The sequence below is a fragment of the Mesorhizobium sp. YR577 genome, from assembly GCF_900116595.1.
Classification (GTDB): domain Bacteria; phylum Pseudomonadota; class Alphaproteobacteria; order Rhizobiales; family Rhizobiaceae; genus Mesorhizobium_M.
Window position 1 is genome coordinate 260,994 of the sequence record NZ_FPBI01000010.1, and the last position, 21,765, is coordinate 282,758.

General features: G+C 62.0%; 23 protein-coding genes. 10 read left to right on the forward strand and 13 right to left on the reverse strand.

Annotated elements, in window-relative coordinates:
• Nucleotides 1-5: 5 nt before the first annotated feature.
• Complete coding sequence (locus BM413_RS16800) at nt 6-854, forward strand: DUF1194 domain-containing protein (RefSeq protein ID WP_091915019.1); 849 nt, start codon at nt 6-8, stop codon at nt 852-854.
• Between the two features lie 120 nt (nt 855-974).
• Nucleotides 975-1,310, forward strand: a complete 336-nt coding sequence (locus tag BM413_RS16805; protein ID WP_091915020.1) for a beta/gamma crystallin domain-containing protein — start codon at nt 975-977, stop codon at nt 1,308-1,310.
• 15 nt (nt 1,311-1,325) lie between these two features.
• Here the strand turns inward: BM413_RS16805 and BM413_RS16810 are convergent, their stop codons facing one another.
• From BM413_RS16810 to BM413_RS16820, 3 genes are all read right to left on the reverse strand, one after another.
• Nucleotides 1,326-2,264 carry a GlxA family transcriptional regulator gene (locus BM413_RS16810; protein ID WP_348272907.1) on the reverse strand — a complete coding sequence of 313 codons (939 nt, stop codon included), beginning with the start codon at nt 2,262-2,264 and terminating at the stop codon, nt 1,326-1,328.
• Nucleotides 2,265-2,570: 306 nt separating this feature from the next.
• The gene (locus BM413_RS33140) at nt 2,571-2,714 is read right to left on the reverse strand and encodes a hypothetical protein (RefSeq protein WP_091915021.1); all 144 of its coding nucleotides are present in this window, start codon (nt 2,712-2,714) and stop codon (nt 2,571-2,573) included.
• A gap of 349 nt (nt 2,715-3,063) precedes the next feature.
• Nucleotides 3,064-3,249, reverse strand: coding sequence for a hypothetical protein (locus BM413_RS16820; RefSeq protein ID WP_091915022.1), 186 nt, complete (start codon nt 3,247-3,249; stop codon nt 3,064-3,066).
• Between the two features lie 182 nt (nt 3,250-3,431).
• Between BM413_RS16820 and BM413_RS16825 the strand changes: the two genes are divergently transcribed.
• On the forward strand, nt 3,432-4,331 hold the full coding sequence (locus BM413_RS16825) for a LysR substrate-binding domain-containing protein (protein ID WP_091915023.1): 900 nt from the start codon (nt 3,432-3,434) through the stop codon (nt 4,329-4,331).
• A 148-nt stretch (nt 4,332-4,479) separates the two neighbouring features.
• Here BM413_RS16825 and BM413_RS16830 read toward each other — a convergent pair whose 3' ends face one another.
• Complete coding sequence (locus BM413_RS16830; RefSeq protein WP_091915024.1) at nt 4,480-6,558, reverse strand: ASKHA domain-containing protein; 2,079 nt, start codon at nt 6,556-6,558, stop codon at nt 4,480-4,482.
• A gap of 225 nt (nt 6,559-6,783) precedes the next feature.
• On the opposite strand from BM413_RS16830, the gene BM413_RS16835 reads away from it, so the two are divergent.
• Nucleotides 6,784-7,092 (forward strand): GIY-YIG nuclease family protein, encoded by a 309-nt coding sequence (locus BM413_RS16835; protein ID WP_091915025.1) that lies wholly within the window; start codon nt 6,784-6,786, stop codon nt 7,090-7,092.
• Nucleotides 7,093-7,673: 581 nt separating this feature from the next.
• Here BM413_RS16835 and BM413_RS16840 read toward each other — a convergent pair.
• From BM413_RS16840 to BM413_RS16870, 7 genes are all read right to left on the reverse strand, one after another.
• Complete coding sequence (locus BM413_RS16840; protein WP_091915026.1) at nt 7,674-8,648, reverse strand: methyltetrahydrofolate cobalamin methyltransferase; 975 nt, start codon at nt 8,646-8,648, stop codon at nt 7,674-7,676.
• Between the two features lie 63 nt (nt 8,649-8,711).
• A complete protein-coding gene (locus BM413_RS16845) occupies nt 8,712-9,812 on the reverse strand; it encodes a methylenetetrahydrofolate reductase (protein ID WP_091915028.1) in 1,101 nt (366 codons plus the stop codon).
• On the reverse strand, nt 9,809-10,402 hold the full coding sequence (locus BM413_RS16850) for a methylenetetrahydrofolate reductase C-terminal domain-containing protein (protein ID WP_091915030.1): 594 nt from the start codon (nt 10,400-10,402) through the stop codon (nt 9,809-9,811). The genes BM413_RS16845 and BM413_RS16850 overlap by 4 nt, the downstream gene beginning before the upstream one ends.
• On the reverse strand, nt 10,395-10,700 hold the full coding sequence (locus tag BM413_RS16855) for a virulence factor (RefSeq protein ID WP_091915032.1): 306 nt from the start codon (nt 10,698-10,700) through the stop codon (nt 10,395-10,397). Before BM413_RS16855 ends, BM413_RS16850 begins: the two co-directional genes overlap by 8 nt.
• Nucleotides 10,701-10,843: 143 nt before the next feature.
• On the reverse strand, nt 10,844-11,623 hold the full coding sequence (locus BM413_RS16860) for a formyl transferase (protein WP_091915034.1): 780 nt from the start codon (nt 11,621-11,623) through the stop codon (nt 10,844-10,846).
• 123 nt (nt 11,624-11,746) lie between these two features.
• Nucleotides 11,747-12,325, reverse strand: coding sequence for a DUF4893 domain-containing protein (locus BM413_RS16865; protein ID WP_091915036.1), 579 nt, complete (start codon nt 12,323-12,325; stop codon nt 11,747-11,749).
• A gap of 85 nt (nt 12,326-12,410) precedes the next feature.
• Nucleotides 12,411-13,064 carry a DUF1638 domain-containing protein gene (locus BM413_RS16870; protein ID WP_091915038.1) on the reverse strand — a complete coding sequence of 218 codons (654 nt, stop codon included), beginning with the start codon at nt 13,062-13,064 and terminating at the stop codon, nt 12,411-12,413.
• 85 nt (nt 13,065-13,149) lie between these two features.
• Here BM413_RS16870 and BM413_RS16875 point away from each other — a divergent pair, with 85 nt between their 5' ends.
• Nucleotides 13,150-13,287, forward strand: a complete 138-nt coding sequence (locus BM413_RS16875; protein WP_091915040.1) for an entericidin A/B family lipoprotein — start codon at nt 13,150-13,152, stop codon at nt 13,285-13,287.
• Between the two features lie 62 nt (nt 13,288-13,349).
• Here BM413_RS16875 and BM413_RS16880 read toward each other — a convergent pair whose 3' ends face one another.
• A complete protein-coding gene (locus tag BM413_RS16880) occupies nt 13,350-14,048 on the reverse strand; it encodes a corrinoid protein (protein ID WP_091915042.1) in 699 nt (232 codons plus the stop codon).
• A gap of 258 nt (nt 14,049-14,306) precedes the next feature.
• Between BM413_RS16880 and BM413_RS16885 the strand changes: the two genes are divergently transcribed.
• Both BM413_RS16885 and BM413_RS16890 read left to right on the forward strand, forming a co-directional pair.
• Nucleotides 14,307-15,881: a trimethylamine methyltransferase family protein gene (locus tag BM413_RS16885; RefSeq protein ID WP_091915109.1), complete on the forward strand. Its 1,575-nt coding sequence runs from the start codon at nt 14,307-14,309 to the stop codon at nt 15,879-15,881.
• 241 nt (nt 15,882-16,122) lie between these two features.
• Complete coding sequence (locus BM413_RS16890; RefSeq protein ID WP_091915044.1) at nt 16,123-16,812, forward strand: 4Fe-4S dicluster domain-containing protein; 690 nt, start codon at nt 16,123-16,125, stop codon at nt 16,810-16,812.
• 12 nt (nt 16,813-16,824) lie between these two features.
• On the opposite strand, the gene BM413_RS16895 is transcribed toward BM413_RS16890, so the two are convergent.
• Complete coding sequence (locus BM413_RS16895; RefSeq protein ID WP_091915046.1) at nt 16,825-17,208, reverse strand: hypothetical protein; 384 nt, start codon at nt 17,206-17,208, stop codon at nt 16,825-16,827.
• A 161-nt stretch (nt 17,209-17,369) separates the two neighbouring features.
• Here BM413_RS16895 and BM413_RS16900 point away from each other — a divergent pair, with 161 nt between their 5' ends.
• From BM413_RS16900 to BM413_RS16910, 3 genes are all read left to right on the forward strand, one after another.
• On the forward strand, nt 17,370-18,101 hold the full coding sequence (locus BM413_RS16900) for a dienelactone hydrolase family protein (protein ID WP_091915048.1): 732 nt from the start codon (nt 17,370-17,372) through the stop codon (nt 18,099-18,101).
• A gap of 170 nt (nt 18,102-18,271) precedes the next feature.
• Entirely contained in the window at nt 18,272-18,949 is a 678-nt protein-coding gene (locus tag BM413_RS16905; protein WP_091915050.1) for a FadR/GntR family transcriptional regulator, read from the forward strand.
• Nucleotides 18,946-20,253, forward strand: coding sequence for a CynX/NimT family MFS transporter (locus tag BM413_RS16910; RefSeq protein ID WP_091915052.1), 1,308 nt, complete (start codon nt 18,946-18,948; stop codon nt 20,251-20,253). The genes BM413_RS16905 and BM413_RS16910 overlap by 4 nt, the downstream gene beginning before the upstream one ends.
• Nucleotides 20,254-21,765: the final 1,512 nt, after the last annotated feature.

Sequence of the window (21,765 nt, forward strand, 5' to 3'; positions counted from 1 at the left end):
GATTCATGTCTCGCTTGCTTCGCATCAGACATGTTCTTGCAGGCGGCGCAGCCCTTGCGCTGACACTTCTCTTCGCGCCACAGGGTTTTGCTGCCGAGCAGGTCGATATCGAGCTTGTACTGGCCGTTGACGTGTCGCTGTCTATGTCGCCGGACGAGCTTGAAATCCAGCGTCACGGCTATGCCGCAGCCCTTACCCACAACGATGTGTTGCAGGCGATTGCCGATGGCGTTCATGGCAAGATCGCGGTGACTTTCTTCGAATGGGCAGGCGCGTCCACCCAGCATGTCATCGTGCCGTGGACTGTCATCGCAACGCGAGAAGATGCCGAGCGTGTCGCGGCACAGCTTTCGGCCAGCCCGCCAAACAGCGCGCGGCGCACCTCGATCTCGGGCGCGCTGGAATTCGGCGGCGACCTTTTCGCCGAGAGCGGCTTCACCAGCATGAAGCGCGTGATCGACGTTTCCGGCGATGGACCCAACAACCAGGGTGCGCCCGTGCAGGGCATTCGCGATGCGCTGGTGCAGCAGGGCATCACCATCAACGGCCTGCCGCTGATGACCAATGGCGGGCTCGCCAGTGCCTATGATGTCGCCGAGCTCGACAAATACTACAAGGACTGCGTCATCGGCGGGCCGGGGGCTTTCATGATCCCGGTCAATGACTGGGAACAGTTCCCGGAAGCGATCCGCCGCAAGCTGGTGCTGGAACTGGCCGGCCCTTGGTCGCAGCCATGGCGCGCCGAGGCGGAGCAGGGGCTTCCGGTCGTTCTGGCGCAGGCCACAGCACCTTACGACTGCATGGTCGGCGAAAAGCTGTGGCGCGACCGCTCCTGGATGTGGGAGAGCCGCTGAGTTTTCCCTTCTCCCCTTGTGGGAAAAGGTGGCCGATTTCCCCAGGCTTGCCGCCAAAGTTTGGCCACGAGGATCGCATCTCTAAGTTTGGGGACACAGCCTGAGAGGGAAATGAGAATCATGAAACGTGTAGCCATTGCGGCATTTGCGTCTGTGCTGATGGTCGGCAGCGCCGCTGCCCAATATGATGAAGATGCCGCATGCGTGATGTATGAGCACAACAATTATCGGGGGCGTGCCCTGCCGATGCAGTCGGGCCAGGCGGTCAGTTTTCGCAACGGCCAGTTCTGGAACGACCGGGTTACCTCGATCCGCGTCGCGCGCGGCTGTACGCTGATGGCTTATCAACATTCCCGCATGAGGGGCAACGAGCGGGAATTCAATCGCGACGATCACAATATCGGTAACTGGAGCGACGGGATATCGTCGGCCGAGTGCTACTGCGACTCCTGGTGAAGCTTCTGCCCGACCTCAGGCAGCCAGCAACTGCTTGCGGTCGACACGCTCCTGCTGCGGCGAGCGCGCGTAAAGCTCGCGGTAGCATTTGGAAAAATGCGACGCCGAGACGAAGCCGCAGGCGACCGCCACTTCCACCACCGGCATCGATGACTGGATCAACAGATGCCGCGCGCGGTCGAGCCTGATCTCGAGATAATAGCGCGCCGGCGAGCGGCCCATCTCGGTGCGGAAAAGACGCTCGATCTGGCGGCGCGACAGGCCGACATGATCGGCGATCTCGATCAGCGACAGCGGCTCGGCAAGGTTGGCCTCCATCAGCTCGATAATGGTCAGCACCTTGGAGTTCTGGACGCCGAGGCGCGCCCGCAGCGGCAGCCGCTGGCGGTCCGTCGGGCTGCGCACGCGGTCGGTCAATACCTGCTCGCAGACGCGGTTGACGAGATTGTCGTCGAAATCGTCGCCGATCAGCTTCAGCATCATGTCGAGTGCTGCAGTGCCACCGGCGCAGGTGTAGATGTTCTGGTCGACCTCGAACAGGTCGGCGAAGACGTTGGCCTTGGGGAAGGCTTCCGAGAAGCCGGGCAGGTTTTCCCAGTGGATTGCGCAGCGTTTGTTGGACAACAGGCCGGCTGCCGCCAGCACATGCGCGCCGGTGCAGAGGCCACCGATGGCGACGCCGCGGTTGTATTCCTCGCGCAGCCAGGCGAAGGCCGACTTGTTCTGGTATTTCTCGACATTGATGCCGCTGCAGACCACCACCATTGAGGGGCGGTCAGGGCCGGCCATCTTCTTGCGCTCTTCTTCCAGCGAGGTGTTGACCGCGCACTGCACGCCATTCGACGCGCTGACGGGCTTTCCGTCGATGCTGGCAAGCCGCCACTTATAGGCCTCGTAGCCGAGCATGCGGTTGGCCGAGCGGAGTGGATCGAGCGCTGTCGCGAAGGCGATCATCGTGAAATCAGGCACGAGGAAGAAGACAAGCGACCGTTTGATCGGATGTTTTACGGCGTTCAAGGAACCCTCACGCAGACCGAAGATGGCGCGAACCTGATGTCGCGAACAGCAAAGCGTCATCAGGAAAAACCATTGCTGTCAATGGGGTAGAGGGCCTGCCGAAAACTAAATTTGCGACATCGACTTGTTTGCATCACCTTGGGTAAGGCTGCGGCGTCCAAAGAAAAAGCCGCGCGGCCTGTTTGGCCTGCGCGGCTGCTGGAAGTCGGACCCTGCAACCAGGGCCCTAAGTATGGTTTTTAATTAGCGGATCAGGAAGCCGAGGCGGGCGGCGGCAACAGCGCCGGACTGGCCAGGCATCGTCCTGTCGAGACGCTGGCGCTCAAGCGCGGTCGTCAGGTTCATTTCGCGGCGGCTGCCCTTCAGGAAACGGGAAAAAAACTTCATGACACTTCTCCATGCGTAGTGGTTACACGGGGTGCCTTCGCTTGATGGAGTGGGGCAGCTCGTTTGATGCCGCTCATATAGATGGTCTGTTGCGGAAGTTAAGTGGAGAAAACGAACTACTTGATGCGAAAAGCGACATCATCTGCGGCGTTTTTGTGCGTCGGATGCTGATAAAATAAGCAATTACAAGTATTTAACTATGAAATTAACCGGCTATGCGACTGCTTCATATGCGTCATGCGTGCCGCGCATGGCTGCCATGTCTACTTTGTGGCAAGGTCGAGGCAAAGAAAAAGCCTGCCGGTCTTCTGTAAGAGGGTCCGGCAGGCCATGATTTGGCTATGCACAATTACTTGCTCCCGGCCCATGCGCCAAGTGACGAGCGAGTAACGTCGCGCCGCGTGTAGCTATCCGGCCAGCCGATATCCTTCTGGATTTCGAAAGGAAGCGAACGAACCTGGCGTTCTGTCAGAAAGCGGTTGCGGGCGGCAGAGTATTCGGCGGCAAAGCGGCCGATCGTCGACAAAATAGACATTTTATTCTCCTCTCGGTTGCCCCACGGAAAAGATATCGCTGTGGGCTTTCGCATCTTGAGGTCGATCCTGGTGTCCATGCCCGTCGGCCTCTCTTCACGGTCTTGACTATCCTCCTGTTCTGAGGTTCAATCAAACGAAATGGAATGATGCTTCAGATCAGAAAAATTGAAGGGTTAGAGCGATGACAGCCCCACTCAATCATCCGCTGCCGGTGCTTGATCTTGATGTGTTGCGGACATTCGTGGCGATTGCCGAGACCGGCAGTTTCACCACCGCCGCCAATGCCGTCTTCCGCACGCCCTCTGCCGTTTCCATGCAGATCAAGAAGCTGGAGGACATTCTCGGGCGCTCGGTGTTCTCGCGCGATGCGCGCTCTGTGACGCTGACCAATGATGGCGAGGTCCTGCTGGGTTATGCGCGGCGGCTTCTGTCGATCAACCGCGAGGCGGTGTCGAAATTCATCATTCCCGATATCGTCGGTGTCGTGCGCCTCGGTTCACCGGACGATTACGGCGAACGCATCCTGCCGCATGTGCTGAAGCGCTTCGCCCAGTCGCATCCGTCGATCGCTGTTGACGTCACCATCGACCAGAGCAAGCATTTGTGGCGGCGCATGGACGACCGTACGCTCGACATCACGCTCATCACCAATTCCTACAAGACCAGCATGGCAGGCGCCGAGACGCTCCTGACCGAGCCGATCGTCTGGGCCGGCGCCAAGGGCGGCTGCGCGCATCTGCGCGAGCCGCTGCCGGTGTCGCTGTGGGAAGAGGGCTGCGCCTGGCGGGCAGGTGCGGTTGAAGCACTCGGCCGGGAAGGGCGAAACTATCGCGTCGCCTATATGAGCGCCCATACGGCGGGCCAGCGCGCCGCGATCCTGGCCGATCTTGCCGTTGCGCCGCTGCCGCGCTCCTTCATCGGCGGCGATCTGATGGAGCTTGGTTCCAAGGACGGCATGCCCGATATCGGCACTTACAGCCTGGCGATGGTCGTAGCACCCGACGCCAGCGCGCCGGTGCGCGCCGTGGCCGATCACATCCGCGCGGCGTTCGAGCTGTTCCGCGAAACCGGCAAGTTCTGAGAGACCGCTCGCTAACTCTACCCTGCCGGTCATCTGACGCAGTTTTCTGCGCTTCCGGTGCTCACGTACTTTGAGTACGCTCCGCTCCGGTTCTCGAAAACCACGCCATATGCCTCGGCAGGGCGAGTTATCAAACAGTCTCTAACAGCTAGTCCCGGTTTCGCCGCGCCGCACGTTCCTCACGTGAACGCCGGCGCGGGGTTGCGTCCCCGGCGATGCCATCCTCGCTCACCGTCTTGCGTGGCGGCAGTTTGACCGCAGCTGACAGTTTCGGGAACGGGTCGACCTTGTTGGGCAGCGCCATCGCATCGATGAAAAGCTGCTGGAAATTCGGCTCCAGCGCCGTTTCGATCTTCTCGATCAGACCGACTTCCTTTTCGATCTCGCGGCGGTGATTGCGGTTGAGCAGCGCCATCAGCGCGCCAGTGCCGGCTGCGTTGCCGACGGCTTTCACCTCGTCGAGATCGCAATCGGGGATCAGGCCGAGCACCATCGCGTATTTCGGATCGATGAAGGAGCCGAACGCGCCCGCAAAGCGAATCGTGTCGACGGTTTCCACGCCCTGCTTTTCCATCAGAAGCTTCACGCCGGCATAGAGTGCCGCCTTGGCAAGCTGGATGGCACGGACGTCGTTCTGCGTGACGGTGATGCGCGGTTCGCCCTGACGGCCTTCGCGCAGCAGATAGGAGAAGGTACGGCCGTTCTGGATGATACGCGGGGAGGCCGCGGCAAGCGAGCCGTCTACCACACCGTCTTCCGAGATGATGCCCGCCAGGTACATTTCGGCGACGACCTCGATGATCGCCGAGCCGCAAATGCCCGTCACGCCGGTTGCCCAGGAGGCTTCCTCGAAGCCTTCTTCGTCGGACCATTGTTCGACGCCGATGACGCGGTATTTCGGCTCCAGCGTCAGCGGGTCTATGCGCACGCGCTCGATCGCGCCGGGGGCGGCGCGCTGGCCCGACGAAATCTCCGCGCCTTCGAAAGCCGGACCGGTCGGTGACGAGGCGGCGACCACGCGCTGACGGTTGCCAAGGATGATCTCGGCATTGGTGCCGACATCGACCAGCAGCATCATCTTGTCCTGACGATACGGGCCTTCCGACAATGTCGCGCCTGCGGCATCCGCACCGACATGGCCGGCGATGCAAGGCAGCGTGTAGAGCCGCGCGCCGCGATTGACGTCGATGTCGATCTCATGCGCCCAGAATTGCAGCGCACCCGACACGGCAAGCGCGAACGGCGCCTGGCCAAGTTCGGTCGGGTCGATGCCGAGGAACAGGTGATGCATGATCGGGTTGGCGACGAAGACGCAGTCGAAGATATCGTGACGGTCGACGCCGCCTTCCTCGCAGACCTTGCCGATCAGCGTGTTGACGGCCTCGCGCACGGCCTTGGTCATCGCCTCGCGCCCGTCGGGGTTCATCATCACGTAGGAGACGCGGCTCATCAGATCTTCGCCGAAGCGGATCTGCGGGTTCGACGTGCCGGAGGAGGCAACGATGCGGCCGGACAGCAGCGAGACCAGATGCATGGCGATCGTCGTCGAGCCGATGTCGCAGGCGATGCCATAGGCCTCGTTCTTCAGGCCCGGGAAAAGCCCGATGATGAAGGGCCGCGACGAATCCATGTCGCGGTGGATGGCGGCGGTGACGCCCCAGTTGCCCTTGCGCAAAATGCCCTGAACCTGAGGGATCAGGTGGGGGGCGATCAACAGATCCTTCCAGCCCCAGTCCTTTTCCAGCATCACCTTCAGCCGGTCGAGGTCGCCCAGCGGCTTGTGCATGTCGGGCTCGTCGACCTCGACATAGCACATCTGGACTGCCGCATTGCGCTCGATGACGCGGTCGCTGGCAGCCTTGCGCACCACCTGCGCGTTGATGACGGTGTCCTGCGGCACATCGATGACGAGATCGCCCTGGACGGTGGCCGAGCAGGAGAGACGGCGGCCTTCGGGCAGGCCGCGCACCTTTTCATAGCGCTGTTCCTTGGCGCCCTTGGGCGAGATGTGGTCGTTGGACGAGACGATCTTGTGCTTGGCGAAATTGCCTTCCTGCACCTCGATCTGGCAGCGCCCGCAAGTCGCGCGCCCGCCGCACACGCTCTCGACATAGACGCCGAGCGTGCGCGCGGCATCAAGGATCGGCGTGCCGACCGGAAACCGCCCGCGCTTGCCCGAAGGCATGAACAGGACGAGCGGATCGGTGATATTGGCGGGAGAGTTCATTTATCGTGCGTCCTTCGAGGCTCGCCTGTCTGAAGCAGAGCGAATCCTTGATGCATTGTTGAGGGCTCGCACCTCAGGATGAGGGAGGTTGGAGCCATATTTCGCCCAGTTTCCGTTACGCCGGTGTTTCAGAACTTGACGTGAAGCACGCAAACCTCCCTCATCCTGAGGTGCTCGCGAAGCGAGCCTCGAAGGACGCACCCTTGGTTTTGCGAAGCGAAAATCATGCCGTTCGAAATGACCGTCTACATACTGCGCTGTGCCGACAACTCCTACTACGTCGGGTCGACCAAGCAGGAAATCGAAGCCAGAGTTTGGGAGCACAACAACCTGCCTATCGACGGTTATACGGCGCGCAGAAGACCTGTAACTTTGGTGTTCACCGAGACCTATGACCGGATCACTGACGCAATCGCGCGCGAGCGGCAGCTGAAAGGTTGGTCGCGCAGAAAAAAGGAAGCGGTGATCGCCCTTGCATACGAAGCGCTGCCCGAGCTTTCCCGGCGAGGACATTTGATTTCGAAGGCGGAATAGGTGCGTCCTTCGAGACTCGCCCATCGAATGTCGGGCAAATCGCCGGCAGTCCGTGCGGGCTCGCACCTCAGGATGAGGGCGGTGGGTGCACGTCACACCAAATTCTGAAAGGTAAGCACAACAAGAATGGGTAGGGACAGGGCGCTGTCCTCCCTCATCCTGAGGTGCGAGCCCTCGATCACGCACAACATATCGGCGCGAAATCGGATGGGCGAGCCTCGAAGGACGCACCAACGTCATTACTGTGCTCTTCGAGGCGTGGTTCTCACGCAAGCCGCTGTAAGCATGGCATTTCAATTCTTGGGAGGAATGGCAAAAACCTCCCTCATCCGGAGGTGCGAGCCCTCGACCACGCACAAGACATTGGCGCGAAATCGGATGGGCGAGCCTCGAAGGACGCACCAACGTCATTACTGTGCTCTTCGAAGCGTGGTTCTCACGCAAGCCGCTGTAAGCATGGCATTTCAATTCTTGGGAGGAATGGCAAAAACCTCCCTCATCCTGAGGTGCGAGCCCCCGATCACGCACAAGACATTGGCGCGAAATCGGATGGGCGAGCCTCGAAGGACGCACCACAACCATCACCCCCGCGCCATCCGCGCTTCACGACCACCACGCCGGCGGCCGCCATTGGCGGCGCCTTCGCCGGGTGCGTTGACGGCTGTCGGAGCCGCAATCGCTTGGCCGCCCTCGGCTGGCTTGTAGTCCTTGTAGGTCTTGATCCAGTTGGTGCAGTTGGCGTCGGTGCCGTTGAGCACGTTGGCGGCGCGCACGGCTTCCATTTCCTGCGGCCGCACCGGGTTCATGATGGCGCTAGTCATGCCGGCGCCGATGACCATCGGGATGAAGCCGGCATTGATGCCGTGGCGGTGCGGCAGGCCGAAGGAGATGTTGGAGAGGCCGCAGGTGGTGTTGACCTTGAGCTCCTCGCGCAGGCGGCGCAGCAGGGCAAAAACCTGGCGGCCGGCATCGCCCAGCGCGCCGATCGGCATGACCAGCGGGTCGACCACCACGTCATGCGCCGGAATGCCGAAATCGGCGCAGCGTTCGACGATCTTCTTGGCAACGGCGAAACGCACGTCGGGGTCCATGGAGATGCCGGTCTCGTCGTTGGAGATGGCGACGACCGGGACATTGTACTTCTTGATCAGCGGCAGGATCGCTTCGAGCTTTTCTTCCTCGCCGGTGACGGAATTGACCAGCGGGCGGCCCTTGGCGACCTTGAGCGCGGCTTCGATTGCAGCCGACACCGAGCTGTCGATGGAAAGCGGCAGGTCGACCAGGCCCTGCACGATCTCCAGCGTCTGAACCAGAAGCGCCGGCTCGGTCGCATTCGGGTCAACGGCGGTGACGCCGGCATTGACGTCGAGCATGGTCGCGCCACAGGCAGCCTGTTCGAGCGCGTCCTTGATGACGGTCTCGAAATTGCCGGCGATCATCTCGGCGGCTAGCTTCTTGCGGCCGGTCGGGTTGATGCGCTCGCCGATCACGCAGAAGGGCTGGTCGAAGCCAATGATGATTTCTCGGGTCGCCGAGGCGACGATCGTGCGGGTCATGAACTTCTCCGTAAGGATATAAAGACTTCTTTATATCGTTTCTCGTTTCGATCAAGCAGGCGCTCAGTGGGCGGTCTTCACCATGTCGACCTGGGTTTCGGTCACGTTGTCATGCAGCAAATGGTCGAGCCGGTCGGCGACAAGCTGGTCGTCGCGGCGCACTTCGCGCTTCCACGGCTGGCGGCCCTTCAGCACGCCCGATTCATCGACGATCTCGGCGACATATTCCTCCTGGCGATAGGCCATCACATGGATGCCTGAAACGCCGGGGATTTCCTTCACCTCGTTGATGATGTCGATGGCGAGCTGCTTGCCTTCCTTCTTCTGGTCCTGCGCGCCTTCCAGCCGTGCGATGATCGAATCCGGAATGTGGATGCCCGGCACGTTGGAGCGGATCCACTTGGCGGTCTTGGCCGAGGCGAGCGGCCCGACGCCGCACAGGACGAAAACCTTGTCGGTCAGGCCGAGATCGCGGGCGCGCTCCATGAAGGTGCGGAACATCGGCACGTCGAAGCAATACTGCGTCTGCACGAACTGCGCGCCGGCGGCGATCTTCTTGCCCAGGTGGATAGGCCGGAAATCGAAGGGCGGGGCGAAGGGATTGACCGCAGCACCCAGGAAAAGCTGCGGCGGCGTGGTCAGTTTGCGGCCCGAGAGGAATTTGCCGTTGTCGCGCATGATGCGGATGGTTTCCAGCAGCGACATCGAGTCGAGGTCGAAGACGGGCTTGGCGCCCGGCTGGTCGCCGGCCTGCACGCCGTCGCCGGTGAGGCAGAGCATGTTTGCCACGCCCATCGCAGCACCGCCGAGCACGTCGCCCTGGATGGCGATGCGGTTCTTGTCGCGGCAGGCGATCTGCATGATCGGGGCATAGCCCATGCGCGTCAGCAGCGCGCAGATGCCGACCGACGACATGTGGCAGTTTGCGCCCGAAGCATCGACGGCGTTGATGGCGTCGACCCAGCCGTCGAAAATTTTCGCACGATTGTAGACGTCTTCCGGATCGGCGCTGTCGGGCGGGTTGAGCTCGGTGGTCACCGCGAACTCGCCGCGGCGCAGCACGCGCTCCAGCCGGCCGCGCGAGGAATGGCCGGGCAGGCGGTCGAGTGGCAGGTCGATGCCGGCGGGGTTCTCGTCGATCTGTGGCGGGCGCGGCGGGTTCATGCCGAGGCTCCCTCCGTGGTCTTGGCCTGTTCCTTCGCCATGGCCGCCTGCGCCGTCACGCGCAGCCAGGCCGAGGTTTCGCGCAGCGACTGGTCGACCGGCTTCTGCACGTTCAGGATCGCGTCGCCGGCAACCATGTTGCGCGAGCCTTCCCACGCCTTGACCCAGACGCAGGGCATGTCCGGCTCGACCTCGCAGTTGCCGTTGGCGCGCACGCCGCCGCAGGGGCCGTTGCGCAATTGCTTGGGGCAGTTCATCGGGCACGACATGCCGGTGGAGGACAGGATGCACTGGCCGCACATGCGGCAGTCGAACATGAAGCCCTTTGCCCGCTTCTCGATAAACTTCACCGGTGCTTCGACGCGGGCGTAGCCGATGCCCTTCCACAGGGGATGGAGCAGCAGGAACGTGTCGGCGAAGCGGGCATAGAACCATTCGAGCAGGCGCGAATGGCGGATCGACCACAGCCTGATCGCATAGGAGCGCTGGACGCGCCGCTGCGGCGACACGTCGGCGGGCTTGTAGTCGCTTTTCGGCGCTGCCTTCTTGACCAAAGTGGCCTGGGTAACCGCCGGCTGGTTTTCAGACATTTTCTTCTGTCCCGCCTGCTTTCGCCAAAGCCACGAGACGCTCGCGGGTATAGTCGCTGTCTATCGAGGCAACGGCCTTGTCCGCCTCTGCCTCAAGATCGTCGCTGACCGGCAGCGGCTCGGCCTTGCGCCATTCGGCGAGATAGGCGTCGGTCTCGGCCGCACCCGACCGCATCGCGGCCATGTCGATGGCCTCGGTGAAACGCAGCGGCAATTCGCGCTTGGCGTTGGTGCGACCCTTCTTGACGATGACCTGGGCGGGGATGTCGCGCCAGTAGACGATAATCAGATCGGCCATTGAAATCTCGCTTTCCTCTTGTCTTCAGCATTGCCGCAACCGTTGGGGTGCTGCTTGTTATGGGACGACGCGCGCGCATTCAAAAGCGACGCCGCACGGTGTCGCAAAGAAACAGAGCGAAAAGGAGATTTAAGGAGCGACGGCTACCAAACGCCGCGCCGGATGCCGTTCCAGAGATAAGTCCAGATCGGCGGATGATACCATTGCATCGAGGGCAGGCCGGTATCGACCGGTTTCAGGCGCCCGGCGAGCGCATCGCCGACTGCCTGCACGCAGATTTCACGCGACAATGAGGCCAGCCGCAGCGCGTAGGACATCAGATTGTCGTCGGGGCCGGGCTTGCCGCGCACCTGATACAGCACGTCGCCGGTGTCGACGCCTTCGTCGACGAGATGCACCGTAGAGCCGAAATTTTCAGCGTCGCCCGTGGCCAGCGCCCAATAGGCGCCGTTCATGCCGCGATATTTCGGGTTGATCGCTGCATGGTAGTTCAGCACCGGGCATTTTATCGCGGCGAGCGTCTTCTTCGACAGCAGCCGGCAGCCGGCAAGGAAAACCACGGCCGGCTCGATTTCCGCGATCGCGGCGAGAAATTCCGGCGAATTGGCCGACGGAACATGGATGATCTTCTGTCCCGGGCGGGGCTCGGTTTCGAGCTTTGCGTCGGCTATCAGGCGATCGGCATGTCCGGAAAAGAAGCGCTTGCCCAGCCGATTGACGATCATCGTCGCAACCTGGCCGCCGACCGAAATCCAGCCCTGCTTGCGCGCCCGGCGCTTGAGGAGTGCGGCCTTCGATTCCGGTGTCTCGAGAATGACCGTGATGGGCCCGAAGGCGTTCGCCACGGCATTGATGATCGCCCAGATGTGAGGACCACCCTCGGTCACCATGACGATCGGTTTGTTGTCTGCGTGGGCTGTCATTCTATTCGGTCACGGTGATTTCTGCGAGCCCACGCCATTGCGGCGCGGGCCTGCGGGACAATCGCACGGTCAGCTTACTGCGGGCTTAACCGGAGTGATAAATTTGCTGCCGTGAACCGCGGTTCAGCGCTTGAATTCGAGAATGTCGAGCTTGGATTCGAAGCGTGGTGCGGGAAATTCGATGCGCCATTCGCTCGGCCCGGTGCGGAAGGTGTAGCCGGCCTGGTCGCTGTCGGGATTGGCCGGATAGCGCTTGGGCGTGTCGCCGGCGACAAAGAACGAGCCGAGATAGGTGAGGCGGGTATCGCTGTCGGTGAAGAAGCGGCCTTTGGTGCGCTGCGAGCCGCTCAGCTTCTCCAGCGTCCAGCCGGAACCGTCATCGGTGACGCGGCATTTGAACCAGCCATAGACGACCAGCGGCAGGTTGCCGCCGACCTTGATGGTGCGGCACTGCCAGTTGCCGGTCATGTCGAAGTCGGTGAAGGAAACGGGCTGCTTGGCCAGGATCGCATCGAGCGTCGCGACATCCGCTGCTGCGCCACCCTTCTTGGCCTCGTCGATCGCCTCGGTTCGCGTGGCTTCGTATTTTTCCAGCCGGGCGCGGTCAGCCGGCGTGATCAGGCTCTCGATCTCGCCGGTGGCAAGCGCCTGAGAGGCAGGCAGGACCAGCAGGAGAGAAAAAAGCGCTTTGCGAAATGCCATCGTGGGCTCCTTGTTTCCAGGCGAGGGGAGCCGGTGATTCCGGCAGCATCGTGATCACGCCGTTGTTCTTTACCTGATCATGATCTTATCCGAAAACCGGATTCCACTTTTCGGGATCATGATCAAGCACCGCCTTGGCAAGGGACGATGACAGGTCGCCATAGCCGGTGAAGCGGCGCTCATAGGCGAGGCCAAGCAGCCTGGCCGCATCCTCCGCCACCTTGTCCAGGGCAGGGTCATTGGTCTGGGCGAGATAGACGACCTTCTCGTAATTGCCGAAATAGTCGGCGATCAGTTCCGGGTGCCGGTCGAGCCCGAGCGGCTTGATGAAAAAGGCATCGAACTGCCGGCACAGGAAGTCGGTCATGTAGAAGGACATCATGTCGCCGTCTTCTATCGCGCGAAACGCCTCCATGCCCTGGTAGAAGGCAAAACAGTGCGGCCCATCCATGCGCTCGACGCCGTGCTTTTCGCATATGCGGTCGACCATGCCGCCGCTGCCGCAATCGGCATAGCCGACGAATATCTGGCCATAGCCGTCAGCCTTGGCTTTGACGATCGCCTTGTCGAGCGCCGGCGCGATGCGGTCGGGATAGTAGTGGAACTCGGCGGGCAGGCAGGTCAGGTCGAGATGGTCGAGCCCAAGCTGCTCTTTCACCGCAAGTATTTCGCGCGCAAGCATGCCGCAGCCGATTACCAGCAGCCTGTCTCCTTGAGTGCTCTTCGATGCGGTCGCCATGGAACCACTTCGGTTCGAATTCGTTCCTGATCGCGTATTGACGCCTGAACGCATATTTATTTAGTCAACGAGGGAGACACAGTCCATGAAACTGTCACGTATTGCATCGCTTGCAGCGATTTTGGCCTGCGCCCTGGCCGTCTCGGCCTGCGCGAACACAGTTCGCGGCGTCGGCAAGGACGTCAAGTCGACAGCCAATGCCGTCGAGGATACCGTCGAGTAGTCCTTGATCTGAATATTCCGTCATAAGAAAAGGCCGCACCTTTGAGTGCGGCCTTTTTTCATTCAGGCCGAAGCGCGGACGTTGTGCTTGCGCTTCATGAAATCCTTGGCGGTTTCGACCGCCACCGCCGCGTCGCGGCAATAGGCGTCGGCGCCGACGGCCTTGCCGAATTCCTCGTTGAGCGGCGCGCCGCCGACGAGCACGACATAGTCGTCGCGGATGCCCTTTTCCTTCATCGTGTCGATCACGACCTTCATGTAGGGCATGGTCGTGGTCAGCAGCGCCGACATGCCGATGATGTCTGGCTGGTGTTCCTCGATCGCGGCGAGATATTTCTCGACCGGATTGTTGATGCCGAGGTCGATCACGTCGAAGCCCGCACCTTCCATCATCATGCCGACAAGGTTCTTGCCGATGTCGTGAATGTCGCCCTTGACCGTGCCGATCACCATCTTGCCCTGCTTGGGCGCGCCCGTGGCGGCCAGAAGCGGGCGCAGGATGAACATGCCGGCCTTCATGGCATTTGCCGACAAAAGCACTTCGGGCACGAACAGGATGCCATCGCGGAAATCCTCGCCGACGATGCGCATGCCTTCGACCAGTGCTTCGGTCAGAACCTTGTAGGGCGCCCAGCCGCGTTCGAGCAGGATGTTGGTTCCTTCCTCGATTTCCTCCTTCAGGCCATCGTAAAGATCGTCATGCATCTGCTGGACGAGTTCGTCGTCGGAAAGCTCGGACAGGATGATTTCGTCATCGGACATTTTCAGGCTCCTCGTGGCCGCAGGCACCCATCCAGCGCGGCGCGCAATTTCGCTTCAATACCTATCCCGCAAGCAGTACAAATCCATAGCTGATTTGCGACTTCCTGCAAAAGGAAAGCGACCGCCAACTTATCGGTTTTCTTGTCGATTTTGCGACAGGTCTTGGCGCTGGCGGGCCGTTTCGCTAAGGGGGCATGACTACGATCCGGAGCAAGGGTGCAAAAAGCGCTCCATGTCAGATTTCTAGGGATGACTTCGATGGAAGATAACCTCTTGTCCGAGCAGGAAGCCTCCAACGCACGGCGCGGACGCGGCGCCAGCGGCGGCGCTGCGGCACGGCGCGCGGCGCGTTCGGGCGGCGGCCCCGGCGTGCAGCAGACCTATATCAACCGCAAGATCAAGGTTTACGAGGTCCTCGACGAGGAGGGTCTCGCGCTGATCGAGAAGAATGCCGACACCGTTCTGGAAGAAATCGGCATCGAGTTCCGCGACGACGCCGAGGCGCTGGCGCTGTGGAAGGAAGCCGGCGCGGACGTAAAAGGCGAGCGCGTGCACTTTCCCAAAGGCCTGCCGCGTTCGCTGCTGAAGACTGCGCCGTCCATGTACACGCAGCATGCGCGCAATTCGGCGCGTTCGGTGCAGATCGGCGGCAATGCCACGGTCTTCGCGCCGGTCTATGGCCCGCCCTTCGTGCGCGATCTCGACGGCAATCGCCGCTATGCGACGATCGAGGATTTCCGCAATTTCGTGAAGCTCGCCTATATGGCGCCGTCGATCCACCATTCAGGCGGAACTGTTTGCGAGCCTGTCGATGTGCCGGTCAACAAGCGCCATCTCGACATGATCTACAGCCACATCAAATATTCCGACAAGCCGTTCATGGGCTCTGTCACCGCGCCGGAGCGCGCCGAAGACACGATCGCCATGGCCAAGATCGTCTTCGGCGACGATTTCGTCGACCAGAACACGGTGCTGACCAGCCTGATCAACGCAAATTCGCCGATGGTCTTCGACGAGACCATGCTCGGTGCCCTGAAAGTCTATGCCCGCAACAACCAGGCCTGCATCGTCACGCCGTTCATCCTTGCCGGCGCAATGAGCCCGGTGACGGTGGCCGGCACGCTGACGCAGGTTCTGGCCGAGGTTCTGGCAGGTGCTTCCTTCACCCAGCTGATCCGCCCCGGCGCGCCGGTGCTGTTCGGCACCTTTGCCTCGTCCATCTCGATGCAGTCGGGCGCGCCGACCTTCGGCACGCCGGAGCCGTCGCTGGTGTCTTATGGCGCAGCACAACTCGCCCGCCGTCTCGGCTTGCCGTTCCGCACCGGCGGTTCGCTCTGCGCCTCCAAGGTTCCCGATGCACAGGCAGCCTATGAAAGCGCCAACACGCTGAACTCGACGCTGCTTGCCGGCACCAATTTCGTGCTGCATGCGGCCGGCTGGCTCGAAGGCGGTCTCGCCTCCTGCTACGAGAAGTTCATGATGGATATCGACCAGCTCGGCATGAGCCAGAAATTCGCCGACGGCGTCGATCTGTCGGAAAACGGCCAGGCGATGGATGCGATCCGCCAGGTTGGTCCGGGCAGCCATTATCTCGGCTGCGACCACACCCAGGCGAATTTCCAGACGGCTTTCTACCGTTCCTCGATTGCCGACAACAATTCCTACGAGCAGTGGCTGGCCGAGGGCCAGAAGACCGCACCGCAGCGCGCCAATGACCTCGCGCGGCGCTGGCTCGAAACCTACGAAGCACCGGCGCTCGACCAGGGCATCGACGACGGACTGATCGATTTCATCGCCAAGAAGAAGGAATCGATGCCCGACGCCTTCACTTGAAGCGAGCCCGATTCAGGCGGGGCTAAAGTCGCCAAAATCATTCACAAGGAAGTCTGGCGGAGCGCTTTCTCCGACCCGGGCAAGGGGTGAGGTTGTGCTTGCGCGGCTGGCTCTGCCCCTCATCCGACCCTTCGGGCCACCTTCTCCCCGTGAACGTGGAGAAGGAATACGCGGAGACGCTGCGGCCAGCCTTCTTCTCCCCGTTTACGGGGAGAAGGTCCCGGCAGGGGGATGAGGGGCGGTGAAAGCCTATCAGGAATTAGCGGAAACTCTCTCCGCCACCCTCGCTGCCCATGGCCTCATCCTGCGCGGCGGCTTCAACTTCGACGCCTCAGAACCAGCACCATCCGGCCCCTCCAACGCCCCCGCAAAATCCGTGCTTCTGGTCGGGCAGGCAGGCTCAGCACCCTGGCCGCATTTCCTGCGCTGGCACGAGAAACAACCGCGTGACCTGAAAGACCCGCTCGACACCTGGTCGCGCGAGGTCATCGGTGCGGTGGCGGACGAATTCGGCGCGCGTGCAGTCTCGCCGTCCGATCGGCCCTTCCTGCCGTTTCAGCAGTGGGCGATGCGGGCTGAGGGACTGCAACCGTCGCCGCTCGGCATCCTCATGCATCCCGAATACGGCCTCTGGCACGCCTATCGCGGGGCGCTGCTGTTCGACCATGAGATTGCTTTCCAGGCGCCTGAGAATCCGATTCATCTTTGCGATGCATGTATCGGAAAACCTTGCCTGAACTCTTGTCCCGTCGGCGCATATTCCGCCGACGGATTTGCCTATGAGACCTGCCTGTCGCATGTGCGCGGGCCTAAAGGAGCACCTTGCCGCGACGCCGGCTGCATCGCCCGAAACGCCTGTCCCTATGGTACGGCGTATCGCTACCCGGCTGAGGTGCAGGCCTTCCACATGACGGCCTTTGCCGGGCTGTAGAGAGTGGCCGGGTCAGTTGGTGTAGCGCGTGTCGTCGGCCATGGGGTCGCGAGGGGCGTCGCAGGTAGTGACGTTGCCGACCGTGCGGCAGGCGCTGGCGACGGGCTTCGGCGCACAACCGTCCGGGTTCGGGCAAGGCGGCGGGCTGGGAAACCCGACAACCGAATTTGCATCAGGCCGGATCGTGCCGGCCGGCTGTGTGGCTGTTGGCGCAGGCATCGCGTTTGCCGCGAGGCCCGGAGGTGGCAGGCTTTCGGAAGTGTTGATCTGCGATATCGAAGCGGCCGGAGGTGCCGGCGAATAGGCGAGATCCTGCGGCTCGGAGGATGTGCAGCCGGCAAGAAAAATGGCGGAGATTACCGGGCAAAACAGCGCCGGCAGCAGTCGATTTTTCATGTGGGACCTCATTTAGCCGCGCCATTTTTCAGAGATATGGCGGGGATACAAGCCGAGCTGCGCCTTCTCCCCGCACGAATTATTGAACGCTGCAATCCGACGCCGTCTTGGCCCTGTGACGGCAGATCGCTATGTGTCGAACCGGAGCAAAGGAGCAGCCAATGACTATGCGTGAGATCGAGATCAAGACCGAAGACGGCACCGCCAAGGCGGCTCTGGTTCTGCCGGTGACCGCCTCCAAGGCCGGTGTCATCCTCTATATGGACGCCTTCGGGCCGCGCGCCGCACTCTACGAGATGGCCGAGCGTCTGGCAGGCGAGGGCTATGCGGTTCTCGTACCCGATCTCTTCTACCGTTTCGGCGCTTACGGTCCCTATGATGCGAAGACAGCCTTCAGCGACGAGAAGCTCCGTGCCGAGATCATGGGCATGGTTGGCGGCACCACGCAGGAGATGACACAGCGCGACACAGCGGCGTTTCTCGAAGCCCTGTCGGAGAATGGCGCGACCGGCTCGATCGGCGCGGTCGGCTATTGCATGGGCGGCGGCCGCGCGCTGAATGCCGCCGCAACCTATCCCGATCGCATCGTAGCCGCAGCGAGCTTTCATGGCGGGCGGCTTGCCAGCGATGCGCCCGACAGCCCGCACAACAATGCGGCGAAGATCAAGGCGCGTGTCTATGTCGGAACCGCCGGCGTCGACGGCAGCTTTCCGCCGGAACAGTCCGGCCGGCTTGCCGAGGCGCTGCGCATAGCGGGTGTCGATCACATCATCGAAAACTATGTCGGCTCGGACCATGGCTGGTGCATTGCCGACCATGGCGTCTACAACGAAAAAGGCGCCGAACGCCACTGGTCGCGGCTGACGACGTTCTTTGCCGAAACATTGCGCTGAAGTAGCGTCGTTTCGGACAAACAGCCCGCTACGAGGGGTCGGTATTCTCACAAACTGATTCAGTTTGACCGCCTATCCATCGGAAAACCCTGCCGGAATCGGTTCGAGTTGACGATCGGAGGCTAGAGGCGTATTCATCAAGTCATCCGATGACTTGATGAATCTTTGCCATGCAACCTGCCACCCGAACCAATCTCACCGAAAGTGCCGCCCAAAGCGTGCGGCTCGAAATCGTCAACGGCCGCTGGGCCGTGGGCGAGCGCATCCCCAACGAAGCGACGCTGACCGAGATGCTCTCCGTCAGCCGCGGCACGGTGCGTGAGGCGGTACGTGCGCTGGTTTCGCAAGGCTTTCTCGAAACCCGGCAGGGATCCGGCACCTATGTGCGCTCCGCCGTCGACACCGCCGGCACATTAAGCCGCGTCAAGCGCGCCGGCCTGCGTGACCAGTGGGAGGCGCGCGCGGCACTCGACGTCGAGGCGGCGCGGCTTGCCGCCATCCGCCACACGCCCGCCGATATCGAACTGATGCGCCGGCTGCTGGCGCAGCGCGGAACGCCTGCAGACGGCGGGCGCGAGGCTTTCGCCCGCCGCGACATCGCCTTCCACAAGGCCGTCGTTGCCGCTTCCGGCAACCGGGCGATGGTCGAAATCTACGATTTCTTCTCTGCGGCAATCATCGAGACAATCCAGTCGACGCTCGCCGGCGACCTACCCGAGCCCGATGCCAGGGCGCATGAGGCCATCGTCGATGGCATCGCTTCGGGCGATCCCGACATTGCCGCCGCCACCGTCCGTGCCTTCATGGCGCCCGTCCTTCTCGAACTCGATCGGCTGCTTTCGCAATGAACCAGAACTTTCCCCGGCCGCAGGCGCAGGCCGAGCTTGCCGCGATGGATGCCGCAGACAGCCAGCTCATCGACGCCGAAGAAGACAGCATTCCGCGTCCGCTGCCGCCGCAGCTTCACAGCCGCGCGGCACAGATAATGCTTGGCTTGAGCCTCGTGCTGATCGCCTTCAATCTGCGCCCGCTGTTTTCCAGCCTGTCGGTCCTGCTGCCGGAAGTCATCCAGGAAACAGGCCTGTCGACGGTCGGCGCCAGCATCCTGACGACGCTGCCTGTCCTCTGCCTTGGCCTCTTCGCGCCCTTTGCGCCCAAGCTTGCCCAGCGTTTTGGCGCGGAGCGCGTTTTGCTCGGCGCGTTGCTGCTTCTTGCCGTCGGCACGGCTTTGCGCGGACTGGAATCTGTGCCGATCCTGTTTGCCGGCACTTTCCTAGCGGGTGCTGCAATTGCCGTCAGCAATGTGCTGCTGCCGGGGTTGGTGAAGCGCGATTTCTCCAGCCACGCCGCCATCATGACCGGGCTCTACACCATGGCGCTCTGCGGCGGTGCCGCCAGTGCTGCCGGGCTGACGCTGCCGATCGAGCATATCGTCGGCTCATGGTCGGGCGCGCTCGCCGCCTGGGCGGTGCCGGCTCTGGTCGTGATGCTGATCTTCGCGCCGCAGGCGCTGGCACGGAAGGCGCAGGCCGCCCATTCCGGTTTCCGCGTCGTCGGGCTCTGGCGCGACCGGCTCGCCTGGCAGGTCACGCTGTTCATGGGGCTTCAATCCGCACTTGCCTATTGCATCTTCGGCTGGCTCGCACCGATGCTGCGTGAACGCGGTTTCGATGCGGCGACTGCCGGCGGCATCGTCTCGCTTTCGGTGATGACGCAGGTCGTCACCTGTCTGGCGGTGCCGTCGCTGGCCGTCCGCTTCAGGGACCAGCGCGGCGTCAATGTGGTGTTGGTCGCGGCTTCGGTCGTTGCGTTGCTCGGCTTTCTGTTTGCGCCGACTTCCACGGTGCTGTTCTGGGCGGTTCTGCAAGGCATCGGGCAGGGCGGGCTGATCGCTGCTGCCATGATGGTCATCGTGCTGCGTTCGCCCGATTCCCATGTCGCGGCGCATCTTTCGGGCATGGCGCAAGGTGTCGGCTACGTCCTTGCGGCCATCGGCCCGCTGCTCGTAGGCCTCACCCGCAGCTGGACCGGCAGCTTTCATGCCGCCGCATTTCTCTTCGTGGCGCTCGGTCTGGGCGCCGCAATCATGGGATGGGGTGCGGGCAGGGCGCTGCATGTCGGGGCGCGGACGGTGATGGTTGGGGAAGAGTGATGTTCATCTTGTCCGACGGATTTGTCTTCGTTGGCTAATCGTCACCATGCTCAGAACACCATCGGTAACGATCAGCGCAAGCGGCACATGCCGTTCGTCATCCCGGAAACCGTAGCGAAGCTGAGGTTATCCGGGATTAATTGGCCGCAGCATCGTCTGGCGCGGCCCGGTCCTGATGTCGACGCGTTCTGCGCCGCTGAAGCTCTTTTGCATTCCGGCATGGATCCCGGGTCTCCGCTTCGCTCCGCCCGGGATGACGAAGAGAGGACAGCACTTCTAACGTCAACCTTGGCGATTGGCGGCGCCAACCATGAAGTTCGTCATCCCGGAAACCGCAGCGAAGCGGAGGTTATCCGGGACCCATTCCGAGCATCGGCAGGCACGGCCCGGTCCTGATGTTGACGCGCATTCTGTACCGTCGAAACGCTTCTCCGTTCCGGCATGGGTCCCGGGTCTCCGCATTCGCTTCGCTCATGCTGCGCCCGGGATGACGAAGAGAGGACAGCACTTCTAACGTCAACCTTGGCGATTGGCGGCGCCAACCATGAAGTTCGTCATCCCGGAAACCGCAGCGAAGCGGAGGTTATCCGGGACCCATTCCGAGCATCGGCAGGCACGGCCTCGTCCCGATATTGATGCGCGTTCAGTACCGCCGAAGCTCTTCTGCGTTCCGGCATGGATTCCCGACACTCTCCGCTCGTTCCTCGCTCACGAGGTCGAGAATGACGAGTGTGTTGTTTGCCCAGCGGCAAGCCGCTGACGTCGGAGATGCGCGGAGCTTGTTGGTTGCCTCGCCCGCAAATGGTCCGAGATTGGCAGCGATTCTTAGCTGCCGTGTTGGCAAATCACCAAGGGCGAAGATTAGCGACAAGCCCCAAATGCAATTCGTCATTCTCGACCTCGTGAGCGAGGAACGAGCGGAGAGTGTCGGGAATCCATGCCGGAACATCAATGAAGTTCACTGCGGCGCAGAACTGCCGAAGCTGAAACCAGCGGAAACTGTGGGGGAAAGATTCACCGCAAATTTCCCGCCAACCCATTGTTTCCACTCACCCCACACATTTTTTCACCCCCAATCTTTCCACACCCCAAGACGCCGCCCGCATAATCCCCCCATCGCTCCTGCGGGACCGGGTCTGGAACCGGGATCAAGGGGGAGTGGCGGTGACCTCCCGCCCTGGTGTGGTAGCCAGGGACCCGAGGGCCCGACACAGGCCGGCGTCCTGCGGCCGCATGCCCTGACTGGAGGCTTCAGGTGAAAATCTGTGGCGGAAGGATCAAGGGTAGATCGCGCAGGATGCGGAGAACCCGCGGCGTCTTGTCCATGGAATGTACATGGAGCGGGCGTTGTGACCGGCCAACTTCGGGACAGACACCGAGCGGGGCGCGGAAGTCGCGCCACGTACTAAACATTAGGAAGGCACGGCCATGCGCCCCGCTTCCCGATCTTTGACAATGGCCAGATGCGAAAGCAGGCGTGGCGATGAACAGGTGCGTCCTTCGAGGCTCGCT

What these genes read in the sequence shown, in the direction of transcription:
- BM413_RS16880 (WP_091915042.1), bottom strand. Translation starts at nt 14,048, where the DNA reads ATGTCCGATGACGAAATCATCCTGTCCGAGCTTTCCGACGACGAACTC.
- BM413_RS16800 (WP_091915019.1), top strand. Translation starts at nt 6, where the DNA reads ATGTCTCGCTTGCTTCGCATCAGACATGTTCTTGCAGGCGGCGCAGCC.
- BM413_RS16845 (WP_091915028.1), bottom strand. Translation starts at nt 9,812, where the DNA reads ATGAACCCGCCGCGCCCGCCACAGATCGACGAGAACCCCGCCGGCATC.
- BM413_RS16850 (WP_091915030.1), bottom strand. Translation starts at nt 10,402, where the DNA reads ATGTCTGAAAACCAGCCGGCGGTTACCCAGGCCACTTTGGTCAAGAAG.
- BM413_RS16910 (WP_091915052.1), top strand. Translation starts at nt 18,946, where the DNA reads ATGAACCAGAACTTTCCCCGGCCGCAGGCGCAGGCCGAGCTTGCCGCG.
- BM413_RS16900 (WP_091915048.1), top strand. Translation starts at nt 17,370, where the DNA reads ATGACTATGCGTGAGATCGAGATCAAGACCGAAGACGGCACCGCCAAG.
- BM413_RS16805 (WP_091915020.1), top strand. Translation starts at nt 975, where the DNA reads ATGAAACGTGTAGCCATTGCGGCATTTGCGTCTGTGCTGATGGTCGGC.
- BM413_RS16855 (WP_091915032.1), bottom strand. Translation starts at nt 10,700, where the DNA reads ATGGCCGATCTGATTATCGTCTACTGGCGCGACATCCCCGCCCAGGTC.
- BM413_RS16830 (WP_091915024.1), bottom strand. Translation starts at nt 6,558, where the DNA reads ATGAACTCTCCCGCCAATATCACCGATCCGCTCGTCCTGTTCATGCCT.
- BM413_RS16905 (WP_091915050.1), top strand. Translation starts at nt 18,272, where the DNA reads ATGCAACCTGCCACCCGAACCAATCTCACCGAAAGTGCCGCCCAAAGC.
- BM413_RS16885 (WP_091915109.1), top strand. Translation starts at nt 14,307, where the DNA reads ATGGAAGATAACCTCTTGTCCGAGCAGGAAGCCTCCAACGCACGGCGC.
- BM413_RS16835 (WP_091915025.1), top strand. Translation starts at nt 6,784, where the DNA reads ATGCCGTTCGAAATGACCGTCTACATACTGCGCTGTGCCGACAACTCC.
- BM413_RS16820 (WP_091915022.1), bottom strand. Translation starts at nt 3,249, where the DNA reads ATGTCTATTTTGTCGACGATCGGCCGCTTTGCCGCCGAATACTCTGCC.
- BM413_RS16840 (WP_091915026.1), bottom strand. Translation starts at nt 8,648, where the DNA reads ATGACCCGCACGATCGTCGCCTCGGCGACCCGAGAAATCATCATTGGC.
- BM413_RS16875 (WP_091915040.1), top strand. Translation starts at nt 13,150, where the DNA reads ATGAAACTGTCACGTATTGCATCGCTTGCAGCGATTTTGGCCTGCGCC.
- BM413_RS16825 (WP_091915023.1), top strand. Translation starts at nt 3,432, where the DNA reads ATGACAGCCCCACTCAATCATCCGCTGCCGGTGCTTGATCTTGATGTG.
- BM413_RS16895 (WP_091915046.1), bottom strand. Translation starts at nt 17,208, where the DNA reads ATGAAAAATCGACTGCTGCCGGCGCTGTTTTGCCCGGTAATCTCCGCC.
- BM413_RS16810 (WP_348272907.1), bottom strand. Translation starts at nt 2,264, where the DNA reads ATGATCGCCTTCGCGACAGCGCTCGATCCACTCCGCTCGGCCAACCGC.
- BM413_RS16870 (WP_091915038.1), bottom strand. Translation starts at nt 13,064, where the DNA reads ATGGCGACCGCATCGAAGAGCACTCAAGGAGACAGGCTGCTGGTAATC.
- BM413_RS16865 (WP_091915036.1), bottom strand. Translation starts at nt 12,325, where the DNA reads ATGGCATTTCGCAAAGCGCTTTTTTCTCTCCTGCTGGTCCTGCCTGCC.
- BM413_RS33140 (WP_091915021.1), bottom strand. Translation starts at nt 2,714, where the DNA reads ATGAAGTTTTTTTCCCGTTTCCTGAAGGGCAGCCGCCGCGAAATGAAC.
- BM413_RS16860 (WP_091915034.1), bottom strand. Translation starts at nt 11,623, where the DNA reads ATGACAGCCCACGCAGACAACAAACCGATCGTCATGGTGACCGAGGGT.